The organism is Limimaricola sp. (assembly GCF_016125575.1).
Taxonomy (GTDB): Bacteria; Pseudomonadota; Alphaproteobacteria; order Rhodobacterales; family Rhodobacteraceae; genus WGLM01.
The window spans coordinates 234,795-253,363 of record NZ_WGLM01000006.1 but is presented as its reverse complement, the minus strand read 5'-3'; the positions used below and the strand labels follow the sequence as shown (position 1 = coordinate 253,363).

The window sequence follows — 18,569 nt, the reverse complement described above, 5'->3', positions numbered from 1 at the left end:
GATCGTCAACCACGATGATCCCCTTCATGCTTGATACCGCCCGATGAGTGCCGCCTCGCTTTTGCGCGATGTCTTTGGCTTTGACGCCTATCGCCCCGGACAGCAGGAGATTGTCGAGGCGGTTGTGGCCGGCCGCAATACGCTGGCGATCATGCCCACGGGCGGCGGCAAATCCCTTTGCTTCCAGCTGCCCGCGCTGGTTCGTGACGGCGTGACGGTGGTGATCTCGCCGCTGATCGCCCTGATGCGCGACCAGGTGCGTGGCCTGCGCGAGGCCGGGGTAGAGGCGGGTGCGCTGACATCGGGCAACACCGCCGAAGAGACGGATGCCGTCTGGGCCGGGCTGGAAGCAGGCACGCTGAAACTCCTCTACATGGCGCCCGAACGGCTGGCCGCGGGCGGTGTGCCGCAGATGCTCAAACGCGTGGGCGTCAGCCTGATCGCGGTGGACGAGGCGCATTGCGTCAGCCAATGGGGCCACGACTTCCGCCCCGATTATCTGCGTATTGGCGAGTTGCGGCGGTTCCTGAACGTGCCGCTGGCCGCCTTCACCGCCACGGCGGATGCCGAGACGCGCGATGAGATCGTGCAGAAGCTGTTCGACGGGGTGCCACCCGCGATCTTCCTGCGCGGCTTTGACCGGCCCAACATCCATCTGGCCTTCGCGGTAAAGGACAGCCCGCGCCAGCAGATCCTGTCCTTCGCCGCCGCCCGCAAGGGCCAGTCCGGCATCGTCTATTGCGGCACGCGCGCCAAGACTGAGACGCTGGCGCAGGCGCTGCGCGAGGCGGGCCATGCCGCGCTGCATTATCATGGTGGGATGGAGGCCGAGGCACGGCGCGAGGCAGAGGCGCGGTTCCAACAGGAAGACGGGCTGATCGTGGCGGCAACGGTCGCGTTCGGCATGGGGATCGACAAGCCCGATATCCGCTGGGTGGCCCATGCGGACCTGCCGAAATCCATCGAGGCCTACTACCAGGAGATTGGCCGCGCGGGGCGTGACGGCGCGCCGGCGGAAACCCTGACGCTCTATGGCCCCGATGACATCCGCTATCGCCGCCAGCAGATCGACGAGGGGCTGGCCCCGCCGGAACGCCGCGGGGCCGATCATGTCCGGCTGAACGCGCTGCTGGGTCTGGCCGAGGCGCTGGAATGCCGCCGGGTGACCTTGTTGCGCTATTTCGGGGAAGAGGCAGCACCTTGCGGCAATTGCGACCTTTGCGACCGCCCGGCCGAGGTGTTTGACGCGACCACGCCGGTGCGGATGGCTCTGTCAGCGGCGCTGCGGACCGAGGAATGGTTTGGTGCGGGCCACCTGACCGATATCCTGCTTGGGTCCATGACCGACAAGGTGCGCGAGCGCGGGCACGACAGCCTGCCGACCTTCGGCGTCGGCAAGGAGTATGACAAGCGGCAATGGGCCGCGATCTTTCGCCAGATGATGGGGCATGACCTGCTGCGCCCCGACCCGGCGCGCCACGGCGCGCTGCGCATGACCGACAAGGCGCTGCCGATCCTGAAGGGCGAGGCGCAGATAACGCTTCGGCGTGATACCGTGCGGCTTGCCAAGGCGGGCCCGGCCGTGCGCGCGATGGTCAGCGACGAGGATGCACCGCTTCTGTCGGCGCTGAAGGCCAAGCGGCGCGCCTTGGCCGAAGCTGCCCGCGTGCCTGCCTACATCATTTTCACCGACCGCACGCTGATCGAGATGGCCGAGGCGCGGCCCCGGAACCTGGACGAGATGGCGCGGATCGGCGGTGTTGGCGCGAAAAAGCTGGAAAGCTATGGCGCGGCGTTTCTCGAGGTCATCGCGGGCGAAGCGGCTGCGCCGATGCATCCCCATCGGCGCAAGCTGGCCGGGCGGGACGAGGGCGCGGTCTATGACCGGCTGCAAGAGGCGCAGGCGCGGCTGGCGCGCGGCCCCGACGGCACCGACAAGCCGATGAGTTGTTCGGCCAGCCAGTTGTCCAAGGTCGCGCAACTGCGTGTGCCCGATGCTGACGCGCTGGCGCGCCTGTTGGGCCCGCGCCATGCCGACCGTTTCGGCGCGGCCTTTCTGGACGTGCTGCGCGAGGGTTGAGGCCGCCGCGCGCGCCGCTAGGTTTGCCGCAAGTCCAAGGGAGCGTTGCCCATGCTGATCGTCATTTCGCCGGCCAAGTCATTGAACCTTGACCCGGTCAACATTGATGCAACCCGGCCCGAATGGCAGGCCGATGCCGCCCGGCTGGCCCGCACGGCGCGCGGGCTGACGCTGACGCAACTGCGCGGGTTGATGGATATTTCACCCGATCTTGCCCGGCTCAACCGCGACCGTTTTCGGGCCTTCGAAGACACCCCTTCGCCCGAGCGGGAAAAGCCGGCCGCGCTGGCCTTTAACGGTGACACCTATCAGGGGCTGGAGGCGCGGACGCTGTCGGCGGATGACATGCGCTGGGCGCAGGACCACCTGCGCATCCTGTCGGGGCTTTACGGGCTATTGCGGCCGCTTGACGCGATCCAGCCCTACCGGCTGGAAATGGGCAGCCGGTTGAAAACCCGGCGCGGGTCCTCGCTTTACGAGTATTGGGGCGACCAGATTGCCAAGGCGCTGCGCGCGCAGGCGGCCAGCCTTGGCACCGATACGCTGGTCAACTGCGCTAGCCAGGAATATTTCGCCGCCGCCGACCGGCCCGCGCTGAAGCTGCGGGTGATCACGCCGCAGTTTTTGGAGCTGAAGGACGGGCGTGCGCGGATGGTCAGCTTCTTTGCCAAGCGGGCGCGTGGCGCGATGGCCCGTTTCATCATCGAGAACCGGTTGACAGATCCTGCCGCGCTGACCGGGTTCCGCAGCGGCGGCTATGCCTATGACCCGGACCAGTCGACGCCCGAGCGTCCGGTTTTCCTGCGGGATTATCCCGCAGGTTGAACGGCGAATCGTTGCGTGCGCGGGTCTGCCCGTGGCACCCTGATCGCATTTCGGTGATCGGGAGGAATAGCCATGCGGTTCTGGATCGGACTTCTCTCGGCATTGATGATCGCGGGTACGGCGATGGCCGATCCGGCCGTCCCCGCCCGGCACATCGCCATTTCGCGCGATGTCGATTTTCCCGGTGGCGACCTGCGGTCGATCTTCGACACGACGCTGGATGCTTGTCAGGCGGCCTGCCTGAACGATAACGCCTGCACCGCGTTCACCTTCAACACCCGGTCCAATTCCTGTTTCCCCAAGGCCGACGCGGGCAAGGTTGCGCCCTACCAGGGGGCGATTTCGGCACGGGTCTACCAGACCGATCCGCGGGTGCTGCGCAACCTTGATGCGCGCACTGCCGACCTTTCGTTTCTTAGCGCGTCCGATCTGGACGCCGCGCGCAGCCTTGCGCTGCGGATGGGGCGGCTGCATTCGACCGATGAAAGCATGCCGGCCGACCTTCTGGCGCAGGCGCATATTCTGGAAGGGCAAGGCGATCTTGTGCGCGCGCTTGCCTATACCGGTGCCGCGCTTGCGGTCAGCGACCGAGCCGAGGTTTGGCTGGACTACGCCCGGCTGGCCCGCACCGCCCAGAATGCGAATGGCGATGCGCTTGACGCGATCCATGCCCGCGCGGTGCCGGCGGCGGTGGCTGGCTACCTTCGTGCGCTTGACCCGGCAACGCAGGTCAGCGCGCTGGCCGAACTTGCACAGGCGCTGGAGGTGGCGCGGCGCGGACATGACATGATTCCGGCGCTGAAACTGGCGCAGCAGATCCGCCCGAGGGCCGATGTGGCCGCGATGCTGGATGACGCGATCGGCAAGTACGGCTTTCGCGTCACCGACACGCAGGTGGAAAGCGACAGTGCCAGCCCGCGCATCTGCGCCGTCTTCAGCGAGACGCTGGTCAAGGCCGGGGTGGACTACGCGCCCTTCGTGCAACTGCCCGATCCGGGCCTGACGGTCGAGGTGAACGACAACCAGCTTTGCATCGACGGGGTCGAGCACGGCACGCGCTACCGCGTGGTGCTGCGGCAGGGCCTGCCCGCCGCCAATGGCGAGACGCTGACAAAGCCCGTCGAGTTGACGCAATACGTGCGCGACCGCAGCCCCTCGGTTCGGTTCACCAGCCGGGCCTACGTTCTGCCGCGCTTGGCCGATATCGCGATTCCGCTGGAAACGGTGAACCTGACCTCGGCCGACCTCGTGCTGCGCCGGATGAGCGACCGCAACCTGATCCGCACGATGCAGGACGGCACCTTTACCGGCCCGCTTTACCCCTGGGACCAGCGCAATTTCGACGATTCGCTGGGCGAGGTGATCTGGAAAGGGTCCGTCGATGTCGCGCGCGACCTCAACCGTGACGTGCTGACGCGGGTGCCGCTGTCGGAGGCGCTGAAAGGGGCCGCGCCGGGGGTCTACGTGCTGACCGCCTCGGTTCCCGGATCGGACGGCGGCGACAACGCGCCGCCCGCCTCGCAATGGTTCATCCTGTCGGATCTGGGCATCGCCACGATGAAAGGCACTGACGGGCTGACCGTGGCGGTCAAGGGGCTGGGCGATGCGCAGCCCGTCGCGGGTGCCGATGTGACGCTGCTGTCGGAGGGCAACGCGGTGCTGGGCACTACCACGACCGATGCCGAGGGTGTGGCCCGTTTCGCCGCGGGCCTTACCCGTGGCACCGGCGCCGCCGCGCCCGCGCTGGTCAGCGTCAAGACGGGCGACGACGCGGCGTTCCTGTCGCTGCGCGGCGCGGCCTTCGACTTGTCGGACCGGGGCGTCACGGGGCGCGAGGCCGCGGGGCCGATCGACATCTTTCTGGCGACCGACCGTGGCGCCTACCGCGCGGGCGAAGACGTGCACCTGACCGCCTTGATGCGCGACCCGCAGGCGCATGCCCTTCCCGGCGTGCCGCTGACGGCCATCCTCACGCGGCCCGATGGCGTGGAATACAGCCGCATCACCTCCACGGCAGATGTCGATGGCGGCCATGTCTTCGACCTGCCCATCGCGGCCAGCGCGCCCCGGGGCACGTGGAGCATTGCCGTCAAGGCCGATGTGAACGCGCCGCCGCTCGCCACGCGGAATGTGCTGGTCGAGGATTTCCTGCCCGAACGCATCGATTTTTCGCTGGCGCTACCGGCAACGATCCGCGCCACGGACCGGCCCGACCTGAAGATCGACGCGCATTATCTTTTCGGCGCCAAGGCGGGCGACCTTGCGATCGAGGGCGAGGCGCTGCTGCGTGCGACGACCTCGGTCGATGCCTTCCCCGGCTATGTCTTCGGCCGCTATGACGACCCGGTCCAGCCGGCCATCACCCCGCTGACCGCCGGGCGCACGGCGGCAGATGGCACCGCCACGGTGCCGGTCACGCTGCCCGACATCACCGCACCGGGCCAGCCGCTGTCCCTGCGGGTGACCGCCCGGCTCTCGGAGGGTGGCCGCCCGGTGGAACGGCAGGTGACGGCGCCCGTCCTGCCCGCGACCGCGATGATCGGCATTCGGCCTGCCAGCACCGACATCCTGCCACAGGGCGCGACGGCGAAGTTCAGCCTGATCGGCCTTGCGCCCGATCTGACGCCCACGCCGATGGCGGTGAAATGGACGCTGAACCGGGTCGAGACGCGCTATACTTGGTACCAGCAATACGGCTCGTGGAACTGGGAGCCGGTGACGACCCGCACCCGCATCGCCACCGGTACCGCGCAACTGGGCAAGGCCCCGGTCGAGGTTTCGGCCCCGGTCGACTGGGGCAAGTATGAACTGGTGGTGGAGCGCACGGACGACATCTACGTTGCCTCGTCCGTGCCGTTCACGGCCGGATGGTATGCCCCCGCCGATGCCGCCACCACGCCTGACCTGCTGGAGGCGGGGCTGGACAAGCCCGCCTACGCGCCCGGCGACACCGCCACGCTGCGGATCGTGCCGCGCTATGCCGGCACCGCGCTGGTCAGCGTGATGTCGGACCATCTTATCGCAATGAAGACGGTGCAGGTCAGCGAGGGCGAGAACCTGATCCAACTGCCGGTGACCGATGACTGGGGTGCGGGGGCCTATGTCACCGCCAGCGTCATCCGCCCGATGGACGTGGCGGCGAAACACAACCCGGCCCGGTCGCTGGGGTTGGCCTATGCGCAGGTGGCACCTGGCGACAAGGCGCTGGGCGTGACGCTGGACTCGCCCGACACCATGCTGCCGCGCGGGCCAATGGACGTGGGCATCCACATTGACGGCATCCGCGCGGGCGAAACGGCGCATTTCACGCTGGCCGCCGTCGACGTGGGCATCCTGAACCTGACAGCGTTCAAGGCGCCCGATCCGCAGGGCTACTACTTCGGCCAGCGCAAGCTGGGCATGGACCTGCGTGACATCTACGGCGACCTGATCGACGGGATGAACGGCGCGATGGGCACGGTCCGGTCGGGCGGTGACGCGATGGCGCAGATGCGGATGCAGGCCCCGCCGCCGACCGAAAAACTGGTCGCCTTCTTTCAAGGACCGGTGACGGTCGATGCCGATGGCAATGCGCGCGTCAGCTTCGACATGCCCGCCTTCAACGGCACGGTGCGGCTGATGGCCGTGGCGTGGTCGGCCACCGGCGTGGGGCAGGCCAGCCGCGACGTGGTGGTGCGCGACCCGGTCGTGGTGACGTCGACGGTGCCGCGTTTCCTCGCGCCGGGCGACCAGAGTCGCATCCTGATCGACGTGGTTCATGCCGACGGACCTGCGGGCACGATGGGCCTCAGCGTGACGGCCGATGGCCTTGCGCTGGCCAGCACGCTGCCGCGTAGCTTCACCCTGACCGAGGGCGGCAAGCAAAGCTTCAGCCTGCCGCTGGCCGCGCTCGACCCCGGCACGCACACGATTACCGTCACGGTCACCACGCCCGACGGCAAGGCGCTGAGCCGCACGGTGACGCTGCCGGTCGAGGTCAACGACCCCGCCATCAGCCGGCAGACCCGCCTCAGCCTTGCGCCGGGCCAGACCTTCAACTTCGACGACGGGGTGTTCACCGGGCTGGTCGCCGGCACCGGATCGGCCACGCTGTCGGTCGGGCCCTTGGCGCGGCTGGATGCGCCGGGGCTGCTGCGAGCGCTGGACCTTTACCCCTACGGCTGCACCGAGCAGCTGACATCGAAGGCGATGCCGCTGCTTTACTTCGATCAGGTCGCGCAGGCGATGGGCGAAGGCGCGCCGGACGACCTGCACAAGCGGGTGCAGGACGCGATCACCGCGGTCTTGGCCAATCAGGACAGCAACGGTGCCTTCGGCCTTTGGGGGCCGGATTCGGGCGATGGCTGGCTGGATGCCTATGTCACCGACTTCCTGTCGCGTGCCCGTGCGGCGGGCTACGACGTGCCCGCGCTCGCCTTTTCCAACGCGCTCGACAACCTGCGCAACGAGGTGAACTACGCCCCCGATTTCGACAGTGGCGGCGAGGCGCTGGCCTATCAACTGATGGTACTGGCGCGCGAAGGTGCCGCGGCGGTCGGCGATCTGCGCTATTACGCCGACCAGAAGGGCGATGCCTTCACCACGCCCACGGGGGCGGCGCAACTGGGTGCGGCGCTGGCCTATTATGGCGACCAGACACGGGCCGACGCGATGTTCGCCCGGGCTGCGTGGCAGATCAAAGGCTGGGGTAACCAGCCCGAAGACGCCTATTGGCGCGACGACTACGGCACCGACCGGCGCGATGCCGCGGCCGTGCTGGCGCTGGCCTCCGAGGCGGGCAGCACCACGGTGGATCGCGCCGCGCTGCTGTCGCGGCTGACGACATCCGCCGCGCCTTCGACGCAGGAAGCGGCGTGGAGCTTGCTGGCAGCGCACGCGATGATCGCTGACATGCGGGCAAGCGGTGTTACCCTGAACGGGCAGGTGCCCGACGGGCCGATGGTGCGATTGCGCGATGCGCAGACGGTGACCGGGCCGGTCGCGGTGGCCAATGGCGGCAGCCAGCCGGTGGACCTGACGGTGACGACCTTCGGCGTGCCGTCATCGCCCGAGCCGGCAGGCGGCAACGGCTACAAGATCGAGCGGCAGTGGTTCACTATGGACGGGCAGCCGGTGGACGTGGCCAGCGTGCCGGTGGGCACGCGGCTGGTCGCGGTGCTGACGGTCACGCCCTTTGGCCGGCAGGAGGCGCGGCTGATGGTGACCGATCCGCTGCCCGCGGGCTTCGAGATCGACAATCCCAACCTGATCCAGGCGGGCGAGATCTCGGCCCTGACATGGCTTGACCCGGCCCGGACGCGGACGGCGGAATTCCTGACTGACCGGTTCCTTGCCGCCGTCGACTGGGAATCGGACCAGTCGTTCCGGTTGGCCTACATCGTGCGGGCAGTGTCGCCGGGCAATTTCCACCTGCCCGCGGCCAGCGTCGAGGACATGTACCGCCCGCGGATGCGCGCGCGGTCTGACGAGGGCCGGGTGACCGTGACCGAATGAGGCACGCGGCCGCCGCGCTGTGGTGCTGCGCCGCGCTGCTCTGGGGTGCCGGGGCCGGGCGGGACGCGGTGGATGCCTGGGTCGATGCCACCGTCCTGCCACCGCTTGTCGCGCAAAGCGGGGCCGAGGTGCTGGACCGGGACGGCACGCTTTTGCGCGCCTACCAGGTGGCCGACGGACGCTGGCGGCTGGCGGTGGGCCTTGATGCCGTCGATCCGCGCTACGTGGCCATGCTGCTGGGCTACGAGGACCGGCGGTTCTACGACCATGGCGGGGTGGACCCTTGGGCGGTGCTGCGCGCGGCGGGGCAGGCGGTGCTGGCCGGGCATGTCGTTTCGGGTGCCTCGACGCTGACGATGCAGGTCGCCCGGATGATCGAGGACAGCGGGACTGGCACATGGGCTGGCAAGCTGCGGCAGGTGCGCGTGGCGCTGGCGCTGGAACGGCGGCTGGGCAAGGACCAGATCCTGACGCTCTACCTCAACCGCGCGCCCTTCGGCGGCAACCTGGAAGGCGTGCGCGCGGCGTCGCTGGCCTATTTCGGCAAGCCGCCGCGCCGCCTGACGCCGGCCGAGGCGGCGCTGCTGGTCGCCCTGCCGCAATCGCCCGAGGCGCGGCGGCCCGACCGCGATGCAGGCGCCGCGCGGGCGGCGCGCGACCGGGTGCTGGCGCGGCTGGCGGGGGCGGGCGTGATCGACCGTGCCACCCTGCACGCCGCGCTGCGCGAGGCGGTGCCGGACACGCGCCGCCCCTTTCCGCAGCTTGCCCCCCACCTGTCGGACCGGCTGGTGGCGGCCGACCCCACCGCCGGGATCTTCCGCACCACGCTGGAGGCCGGCCTTCAGGCCCGGCTGGAGGCGCTGGCGGCGCAATCGGTGGCCGGGCGCAGCGACGGGGTGCAGGTGGCGATCGTCGTGGCCGATCACCGCACCGGCGAAGTGCTGGCCGAGGTCGGATCGGCCGCCTATCGCGCAGACGGGCGGGCGGGATTTGTCGACATGAGCCAAGCCCTGCGCTCGCCCGGGTCCACGCTGAAGCCGCTGATCTACGGGCTGGCCTTCGAGGCCGGGCTGGCGCATCCCGAAACCCTGATCGCCGACCGCCCGACCGATTTCGGCGGCTACGCGCCGCAGAACTTCGACGGGCTTTTCCGCGGCGAAGTACGGGTGCGCACCGCGCTGCAGCTGTCGCTGAACATTCCCGCCGTTGCGGTCACGCAGGCGCTCGGCCCGCAGCGCCTGATTGCCGGGCTGCGCCGCGCGGGGGCGCGGCCGGTCGTGCCGGGGGGCAAGCCGGGGCTGGCCGTGGCGCTGGGCGGGGTGGGCCTGACGCTGGAAGACCTCGTGCGGGTCTATGCCGCGATTGCCGATGGCGGTGTGCAGGCGGACCTGCGGGTCACGCCCGGCCCGACGTCCGGATATGCGCCTGTGCGGGTGATGGGCGATGTCGCGTCATGGGAGGTGGCCGACATCCTGTTGCAGACGCCCCGGCCCATCGGTGTGCAGGGCACCGGCATCGCCTTCAAGACCGGCACCAGCTATGGCAACCGCGATGCCTGGGCCGTGGGGTTTGACGGCGCGCTGGTGGTAGGCGTCTGGATGGGCCGCGCCGATGGCACGCCCATTCCCGGCGCCTTCGGCGTGGACCTGGCCGCCCCGGTGATGTTCGCGGCCTTTGCGCGCGCCGAGGACAAGGTGGTGCCGATCCGCCCGCCGCCGCCCGCGACGCTGCTTCTGCCCACCGCGCAACTGCCGCTGCCCTTGCAGCGGTTCCGCCCGCCCGGCACCTCCGTGGCGCAAACGGGCCCGCGCATCGCCTTTCCGCCCGATGGCGCGGTGCTGGAGGAGGGGCCGCTGGTGGTGAAGGTGGCCGACGGGACGGCGCCCTTCACCTGGCTCGCCAATGGCGCGCCGGTGGCGGTGAGCCATGTGCGCGAGGCGCAACTGCCCGATCCCGGACCGGGGTTTTCCGCGCTGACGGTGATCGACGCCGAGGGCGCCGCGGCGCGGGTGCACATCGAGGTGAAATGATCGCCCTGTCGTGGCCGACAGGGCGAGGCCTCCGGCGGGAGTATTTGGAGCAAGATGAAGCGTCAGAGCCGCTCGATGGCAAGTGCGATGCCCTGTCCGCCGCCGATGCACATGGTGATCAGGGCGCGTTTGGCCATGGTGCGGTCAAGTTCGTACATCGCCTTGACGACGAGAATCGCGCCGGTTGCGCCCACCGGGTGACCCAGCGCGATGGCGCCACCGTTGGGGTTGACGCGCGCGGGATCGAGACCGAGGGCGCGGGTGACCGCGACGGCCTGCGCGGCAAAGGCCTCGTTCGATTCGATGACGTCGAAATCGTCCACTTTCAGCCCGGTCTTGTGCAGAAGCAGCTTGACCGCGGGGATCGGTCCTTCGCCCATCACCTCAGGCGCGACGCCGGCATGGGCATAGCCGAGGATGCGGAAGCGCGCATCAAGGCCCGCGGCCGCGGCCGCGTCGGCGCGGGCCAGAACGAGGGCGGCGGCCCCGTCATTGATGCCGCTGGCATTGCCCGCCGTCACGCTGCCGCCTTTCTGGAAGACCGGCTTCAGCGCGGCCAGCGCCTCGGCCGTGGTGGCCTTGGGGTGTTCGTCGGTGGCAAACGCAACGGTCTGGCGCTTTACCTGCACCTCGACCGGCACGATCTGGTCGGCGAACCGGCCCTCGGCGATGGCGGTGGCGGCGCGTTGCTGGCTGAGCAGGGCGAAGGCGTCCTGATCCTCGCGGCTGACGCCGTGATCGCGCGCGACGTTTTCCGCCGTCACCCCCATGTGCCCCGAGCCGAACGGGCAGTTGAGCGTGCCCAGCATCATGTCGAGCGCCGCGACATCGCCCATTTTCGCGCCCCAGCGCGCGGCGGGTATGATGAAGGGTGAACGGCTCATGCATTCGGCGCCGCCGGCCAGCGCGATATCGGCGTCGCCCAGCATCAGGCTCTGTGCCGCCGAGACGACCGCCTGCGCACCCGAGCCGCAGAGGCGGTTGACGTTCATCGCGGGGACCGTTTCGGGGATGCCGGCCTCGATTGCAGCGATGCGGGACAGGTACATGTCGCGCGGTTCGGTATTGATGACGTTGCCGAAGACGACATGGCCGATCTGGCCGGGATCGACCGCGGCGCGCGCCATCGCCGCGCGGGCGACGAGGGCACCCAGCGCGGTGGGGGGGGTGCCGGCCAGCGCGCCGCCGAAGCTGCCGATGGCGGTGCGGGCGCCGCCGAGGATCACGATGTCGGTCATGGACGTCTTCCTTCGCTGTTTGCCGGGCAGAATAACGGCTAGGCTGGATTTGCACAGGCGGACGTTCCGTCAGGAGAGGACGAGATGAGCGCGTTTCTGGACGACATCACCGCGCGGCTGGACGAGATACGGGCCGAGGGCCTGTGGAAGACCGAGCGCGAGATCACCTCGCCGCAGGGCGGGCATGTTGCAGTGGGCGGGCGCGAGGTGATCAACCTTTGCGCCAACAATTACCTGGGGCTGGCCGATCATCCCGCGCTGGTTCGCGCGGCGCAGGAGGCGCTGGAACGGCAGGGCTACGGCATGGCCTCGGTCCGGTTCATCTGCGGCACGCAAGAGATGCACCGCGTGCTGGAGCGGCGGCTGGCGGCCTACCTGGGGCACGACGATTCGATCCTGTTTGCCGCCTGTTTCGATGCCAATGGCGCCCTGTTCGAGCCGTTGCTGGGCGCCGAGGACGCGGTGATCTCGGACGCGCTGAACCATGCCTCGATCATCGACGGGATTCGCCTGTGCAAGGCGCGGCGCTATCGCTTTGCCAATGCCGACATGGACGATCTGGAGGCGCAGCTGAAACAGGCGCGGGCCGATGGCGCGCGGCACATCATGATCGCCACCGATGGCGTCTTTAGCATGGACGGCTACTTCGCGCCGCTGGCCGAGATCCGGGCGCTGGCCGACCGTTACGACGCGCTGGTGATGGTGGATGATTGCCATGCGACCGGGTTCATCGGGCCGAAGGGCGCGGGCACGCCGGCGCGGGCCGGGGTGCGGGCCGACGTGATGACCGGCACGCTGGGCAAGGCGCTGGGCGGGGCGATCGGCGGGTACATCGCCGGGCCGCAGGCGGTGGTGGACCTGTTGCGGCAACGCGCGCGGCCCTATCTTTTTTCCAACGCGCTGCCACCGGCGGTGGTTGCCGCCAGCCTGACGGCGCTGGATCTTGTCGAGGCGGGCGACGATCTGCGCGCGCGGCTTTTCGATAATGCCGCGCATTGGCGCGCGGGGCTGACGGCGGCGGGGTTCGACCTGTTGCCGGGCGAACATCCGATCATCCCGGTGATGCTTTACGAGGCGACCCGCGCGCAGGCGATGGCGGCGCGGCTGTTCGATCTTGGGGTTTACGTCTCGGGGTTCTTCTTTCCGGTGGTGCCCAAGGGGCGGGCCCGGATCAGGACGCAGATGAACACGGCGCTGACGCGCGCCGATCTGGATCAGGCATTGGCGGCCTTCGCACAGGCGGGCCGCGAAACGGGAGTTCTGGCATGAGCAACCAGATGAAGGCGCTGGAAAAGTCGCGGCCCGAGGAAGGGCTGTGGATGGTGCGCGCGCCGGTGCCCGAGATCGGGCCGGACGACGTGCTGATCAAGGTGCACAAGACCGGCATCTGCGGCACCGACATCCACATCTGGAACTGGGATGCCTGGGCCGCGCACACGGTGCCGGTGCCGATGATCACGGGGCATGAGTTTGCCGGCGAGATCGTGGAGCTGGGCCGCAATGTCGAGGGGCTGGAGATCGGTCAGCGTTGCAGCGGCGAGGGGCATCTGATTGGCCGCAAGAGCCGGCAAAGCCGGGCGGGCAAGTTCCACCTTGACCCCGGCACGCGCGGCATCGGCGTGAACGAGCAGGGGGCCTTTGCCGAATTCCTGCGCCTGCCCGCCTTCAACGTCGTTCCGCTGCCCGATGCCATCGATGACGAGATCGGGGCAATCCTCGATCCGTTGGGCAATGCCGTGCATACCGCGCTGTCGTTCGATCTGGTGGGCGAGGATGTGCTGATCACCGGGGCGGGGCCGATCGGCATCATGGCGGGTGCGGTGGCGCGGCACGTGGGCGCGCGTCATGTGGTGATCACCGACATCAACCAGGACCGGCTGGATTTGGCCGCGCGGGTGGCCGACGTGGTGCCGGTGAACGTGGGCACGCAAGACCTGCGTGAGGTGATGGACGGGCTGAAGATGAAGGAAGGTTTCGACGTGGGGCTGGAAATGTCGGGCAACCAGCGCGCGCTCGACCAGATGGTCGAAAGCCTGGTGATGGGCGGGCGCATCGCGCTTCTTGGTATCCCGCCGGGGCAAAGCCCGGTGGACTGGAGCCGGATCGTGTTCAAGGCGATCACGATCAAGGGCGTCTATGGCCGCGAGATTTTCGAGACCTGGTACAAGATGATCGCGATGCTGGAAAACGGCCTCGACGTGAGAAAGGTCATCACCCATCGGTTCAAGGTGGATGCGTTCCGCGACGGGTTCGCGGCCATGTTGTCGGGGTCCTCGGGCAAGGTGGTGCTGGACTGGACATGAGCGCCGCGCCAAACCCCGCCCGCCTGTTCGTCGCGGGCACGCTGAGCTTTGCCCTGATCGGTGCCGTCCAGCCGCTGTTCGGGCTGGCGCTGCCGGTCTACGGGCGCGCCTTCGGGCTGAGCGCGCCAGAGGCGGGGCAACTGCTAAGCGCCTTTGGCGTGGGGGCCTTCGTGGCGGTGATGCTGGGCGTGCTGGGGCTGTGGCAGTTCACCGCGCGCACGGCATTGGCTTTCCTCGCGGTGGGCGCGGGGGTGCTGGCGCTGCAGGCCAGTTGGCTGGCGAACCTGGCAGGCGGGGTGGCGCTGGGCGCGGGGTTCGGCCTGACCTCGGCCATCATCAACCGCCGTTTTTTGGCCGAGTTCGGGCCGCGCGGCCCCGGTATGGTGGGGCTGGTCAACGCGGTTTTTGGCCTTGGCGCCATCATCGCACCATGGGGCGTGTTGCTGGCCGCGGGGCAGCCCGGCCCGGCCTGGGCGGTGCTGGCGGTGCTGGCGGCGGCGACGATCCCGGTGGTGCAGCCCAACCCGCAGGCGGCGCGGGCCACGGGCGGGTTGCGCGCGCTGATGCGGCCGCGCGCGGCGATGCTGGCGCTGACCTTCCTGTCGGTGCTGATGGAGATCGGGCTGTTCGGTTACGGCCCCTCGGCGCTGATCGCGCGGGGGCATCTGGCCGCGCAGGTGGCGGGCGTGACCTCGGCCTTCTTCGTGGCCTTCCTGCTGTCGCGGGTGGCGATGTACTGGCTGACGCGCTGGGTCGCGCCCGCATGGCTGTTCTTCGCAGGCATCGTGGGCACGGCGGGCTGTGCCGGGCTGGCCGCGCTGGGCTGGGACGTGACAGCCTACATCGCGGCGGGCGGAATGGTCAGCGTGACGTTTCCGGCCTTCTTCATCTGGGCGACCGAACGGCTGGGACCGGGGCCGCAAACCGCCTCGGCGATACAGGCCGCAGCGCTGAGCTGTGCCGCCCTCGGGCCGCTGGCGCTGTCGGCGGTGCTGGTGCCGCTGGGGGTCACGTCGCTTTTCGCGGTGCTGGCCGTACTGGGGGCGGCGACGGCGCTGCTTCTCGTCGCGGTCTTTGCGGCGACGGGCGAAGGGCCGCGCCCGCGCGTGACCGCCTGATGTCACAGGTCCTGCGGTTCGTCCGCGTTGCGGCGATCAGCTATTGCCTTGCCAGTATCGCTCCGATCATCCTGATGATGGTTCTGGGAGGGGCGCGATGAGCGGACAGGCACAAACGCTGATGCTGGTGCAGGTGGTGCTGTTTTTCGGCTGGGCCTTCAGCGCCTTTCGCATTCTTTTTCACCTGCGCCGCCGTGCACAGGACAAGACGGGGCAGTTCCTGAACGGGCCGTTCGCCTTTCGCGATGCGCTGGGCGACTGGCTGGCCGATCCCGCGCAGACGCGGCCACGCCGGCAGTTCTGGGTTCTGACGGCGGCGATGATGGCCGCTTCGGTGGCCTCGGCGGTGATGGCGCCCAACCTCTGAGCGTGACATTCGCGCGCCGCGCCCTTGGCCTTGGACGTCGCGCGGCCTAGGTCCGGGCTGGGGGTGACGATGCTTCTGGACGTCAGCGATCTGCAGAAATCTTTTGCCTCGGCTGAAGGCGCGGTGCCTGTTCTGCGGGGTATCGACCTGCGGCTGGATGCGGGCGAGACATTGGCGCTGACCGGCGAGTCTGGCAGCGGCAAAAGCACGCTGCTGCACCTTGTTGCGGGCCTTGATGTGCCTGATGCGGGTCGCATCGTTCTGAACGGCACCGACGTGGGGCGGCTGGGTGACAAGGGGCGCGCGGCTTTGCGGCGGGGCACGGTGGGCGTCGTGTTCCAGCAGTTCAACCTGGTTCCCTCGCTGAAGGTGGCGGACAACATCGCGTTGCAGGCCCGGCTGGCCGGGAGGCACGATGCCGCCTTTTCCGCGGGGCTGGCCGAACGGCTGGGCCTGACCTCACAACTGGGCAAATACCCCGAACAGCTGTCGGGCGGCCAGCAACAGCGTGTCGCCATCGCGCGCACGCTGGCGGCGCGGCCGCAACTGGTACTGGCCGATGAGCCCACCGGCAACCTTGACGAGGCGACGGCCGACGCGGTGCTGGCGGTGATGCTGGAACTGGTGCGCGATACCGGCGCGGCGCTGCTGATGGTCACCCATTCCGAGCGGTTGGCGGCGCGGTTGGACCGGCGCGCGCATCTCAGCCATGGGCGGATCGAATGAGGCGGGCTGTCCTGCGCGTCTTCTGGTCGACATGGGCGCGCGCGCCCTTGCAATTGTTCACGCTGGTGGCGGGGCTTGCGATGGCCACCGCGCTTTGGTCGGGGGTGCAGGCGATCAACGCGCAGGCCCGCGCCAGTTACGATGCCGCCGCGCGCACGCTGGGCGAGGGGCAATTCTACCAGATCGTCCGCGCTGATGGCACCGGGATCTCCCGCGAGACATATGTCGCGCTGCGCCGTGCGGGCTGGCTGGTCAGCCCGGTGGCAGAAGGCCGGATCGAGGGCGTGCGGATCGTCGGGCTGGACCCGCTGACCGCGCCCGGCGGTCTGGGCCCGGTGCACCTGGGCGGTGGAGACATCGGTGCTTTCCTGACCGGCAAAGGACAGGTCTTTGCCGGGCCCGAGGCCTTGGCGGCGTTGCAGGGCCATGTCGACGCCGCGCTGGTGCCTTCGGCCGATGTGGCGCCCGGCACGGCGGTGACAGACATCGGCGTGGCGCTGCGGCTTCTGGGGCCATCGGGGCGGATCACCCGGCTGATCGTTGCCCCAGTCCAGCCGCTGGGGCAGGTTCCACTGGCCAAGGTCGCGCCGGGGCTGGTGCTGCGCCCGCCGCAGGCCGAATCCGACCTCGCGCGCCTGACCGACAGCTTTCACCTGAACCTGACGGCCTTTGGCCTGCTGGCCTTCGCGGTGGGCATCTTCATCGTGCATGGGGCGATTGGCCTTGCCTTCGAACAGCGCCGTCCGCTGTTGCGCACGCTGCGCGCGCTTGGCCTGCCGCTGGGCACGGCCCTTTGGCTGATCGCGGCGGAAATGGCGGCGCTGGCGCTTGCCGCGGGCGCGCTGGGCGTTGTGCTGGGCTATGTCATCGCCGCGGCGCTGCTGCCTGATGTCGCGGCCACGCTGCGTGGGCTTTACGGGGCCGACGTGCCGGGCAGCCTGCATTTGCAGGCCACCTGGTGGCTGTCGAGCCTTGCCATCGCGCTGGGCGGGGCGGCGCTGGCCGGGGGCGGCGGGTTATGGCGGCTGGCAAGGATGCCGCTGCTCGCCTCGGCCCAGCCGCGAGCCTGGGCGATGGCGGCAGGGCGCGGCCGCGTCTTGCAGGCGGGTGCGGCGCTGCTGTTGCTGGCGGCGGCGGCGGTTCTGGCGCAGGTGGCCAACAGCATTCTGACCGGCTTTGCCCTGCTGGGCGCACTGCTGATCGGCGCGGCGCTGGCGCTGCCGCCGGTGCTGGCAGGGCTGCTGGCGCTGGGCCAGCGCGCCGCGCGCGGGCCGGTGGCGCAATGGTTCTGGGCCGATACGCGGCAGCAGTTGCCGGGCCTGTCGCTGGCGCTGATGGCGCTGCTTCTGGCGATGGCGGCGAATGTCGGCGTCTCGACGATGGTGTCGTCCTTCCGGCTGACCTTCCTCGGTTTTCTCGACCAGCGCCTCGCGTCAGAGCTTTACGTGACGGCCGACACGCCCGATCAGGCCGCCGCGTTGCAGGCTTGGCTGGCCCCCCGCGTGCAGGCAGTGCTGCCGATCCAGTCGGCGCGGGTCACGCTGGCGGGGCAGCCTACGGATGTCTACGGCGCGCGCGACCACGAGACCTATCGGCAGAACTGGCGGTTCCTCGCCTCGGCGCCCGGCGCGTGGGACGCGGTGGCGGCCGGGACGGCGGTGCTGGTGAACGAACAGCTGGCCCGCCGCGCGCACCTGGCCGTCGGACAGGAAGTGACGGTGGCGGGGCGGACGTTCCGCATCGTCGGTATCTACGGCGACTATGGCAACCCCATCGGCCAGGCCATCGTGACCGAGGGCGTCTTTCATACGCTCTTTCCCGCGGTCGTCGCGCAGCGGTTCGGCCTGCGACTGCCGTCGACGGACGTGCCGGCAGTAAGCCGCGCATTGCAGGATGATTTCGGCCTGCCCGCGGCGAACATCATCGACCAGGCGGGGATCAAGGCTTTCTCGCTGGGCGTCTTCGACAGGACCTTCACCGTAACCGGCGCGCTCAACGTGCTGACACTGGCCGTCGCCGGTTTCGCCATGCTGATGAGCCTGCTGACACTGGCGGGCCAGAGGGTGCCGCAACTGGCTCCTCTCTGGGCGCTGGGCCTGACGCGGGCACGACTGGGCGCGCTGGAACTGGCGCGGGCAGTGATGCTGGCCGCTCTTGTGGCGGTCCTCGCGCTGCCGCTAGGGTTGGTGCTGGCATGGGCGCTGCTGGCGGTCGTCAACGTGGCGGCCTTCGGCTGGCGACTGCCAATGTACATGTTCCCGTGGGACTACGCGCGACTGGGACTTTTCGCACTGGGGGCGGCGGTTCTTGCCGCCGCGTGGCCGGCCCAAAAGCTGGGACGGACCCCGCCGACCGACTTGCTAAAGGTGTTTTCCGGTGAAAGGTAAAT

11 protein-coding genes are annotated in these 18,569 nt (G+C 69.3%); 10 read left to right on the top strand and 1 reads right to left on the bottom strand.

From position 1 onward, the window contains the following. Window positions 1-43 precede the first annotated feature (43 nt). The 4 genes from recQ (at window position 44) to pbpC (ending at window position 10,428) form a co-directional block, all read left to right on the top strand. Window positions 44-2,080, top strand: coding sequence for a DNA helicase RecQ (recQ, locus tag GC146_RS16835; protein WP_291841258.1), 2,037 nt, complete (start codon window positions 44-46; stop codon window positions 2,078-2,080). A gap of 51 nt (window positions 2,081-2,131) precedes the next feature. Then, window positions 2,132-2,905 carry a peroxide stress protein YaaA gene (gene yaaA, locus GC146_RS16830; RefSeq protein ID WP_291841257.1) on the top strand — a complete coding sequence of 258 codons (774 nt, stop codon included), beginning with the start codon at window positions 2,132-2,134 and terminating at the stop codon, window positions 2,903-2,905. Between the two features lie 72 nt (window positions 2,906-2,977). Then, a complete protein-coding gene (locus tag GC146_RS16825) occupies window positions 2,978-8,398 on the top strand; it encodes an alpha-2-macroglobulin family protein (protein ID WP_291841256.1) in 5,421 nt (1,806 codons plus the stop codon). Next, window positions 8,395-10,428, top strand: coding sequence for a penicillin-binding protein 1C (gene pbpC / locus GC146_RS16820; protein ID WP_291841255.1), 2,034 nt, complete (start codon window positions 8,395-8,397; stop codon window positions 10,426-10,428). The genes GC146_RS16825 and pbpC overlap by 4 nt, the downstream gene beginning before the upstream one ends. Before the next feature lie 62 nt (window positions 10,429-10,490). On the opposite strand, the gene bktB is transcribed toward pbpC, so the two are convergent. After that, complete coding sequence (bktB, locus tag GC146_RS16815; RefSeq protein ID WP_291841254.1) at window positions 10,491-11,666, bottom strand: beta-ketothiolase BktB; 1,176 nt, start codon at window positions 11,664-11,666, stop codon at window positions 10,491-10,493. An 84-nt stretch (window positions 11,667-11,750) separates the two neighbouring features. On the opposite strand from bktB, the gene GC146_RS16810 reads away from it, so the two are divergent. The 6 genes from GC146_RS16810 to GC146_RS16785 all read left to right on the top strand — a co-directional run bounded on the left by GC146_RS16810 (window position 11,751) and on the right by GC146_RS16785 (window position 18,567). After that, a complete protein-coding gene (locus GC146_RS16810; RefSeq protein ID WP_291841253.1) occupies window positions 11,751-12,935 on the top strand; it encodes a glycine C-acetyltransferase in 1,185 nt (394 codons plus the stop codon). Further along, window positions 12,932-13,969, top strand: coding sequence for an L-threonine 3-dehydrogenase (tdh, locus tag GC146_RS16805; protein WP_291841251.1), 1,038 nt, complete (start codon window positions 12,932-12,934; stop codon window positions 13,967-13,969). Before GC146_RS16810 ends, tdh begins: the two co-directional genes overlap by 4 nt. Then, entirely contained in the window at window positions 13,966-15,087 is a 1,122-nt protein-coding gene (locus GC146_RS16800) for a hypothetical protein (RefSeq protein ID WP_291841249.1), read from the top strand. The genes tdh and GC146_RS16800 overlap by 4 nt, the downstream gene beginning before the upstream one ends. 97 nt (window positions 15,088-15,184) lie before the next feature. Beyond that, window positions 15,185-15,454: a hypothetical protein gene (locus GC146_RS16795; RefSeq protein WP_291841247.1), complete on the top strand. Its 270-nt coding sequence runs from the start codon at window positions 15,185-15,187 to the stop codon at window positions 15,452-15,454. Between the two features lie 69 nt (window positions 15,455-15,523). Further along, window positions 15,524-16,180 (top strand): ABC transporter ATP-binding protein, encoded by a 657-nt coding sequence (locus tag GC146_RS16790; protein WP_291841245.1) that lies wholly within the window; start codon window positions 15,524-15,526, stop codon window positions 16,178-16,180. Then, a complete protein-coding gene (locus tag GC146_RS16785) occupies window positions 16,177-18,567 on the top strand; it encodes an ABC transporter permease (RefSeq protein WP_291841244.1) in 2,391 nt (796 codons plus the stop codon). The genes GC146_RS16790 and GC146_RS16785 overlap by 4 nt, the downstream gene beginning before the upstream one ends. Window positions 18,568-18,569 lie beyond the last annotated feature (2 nt).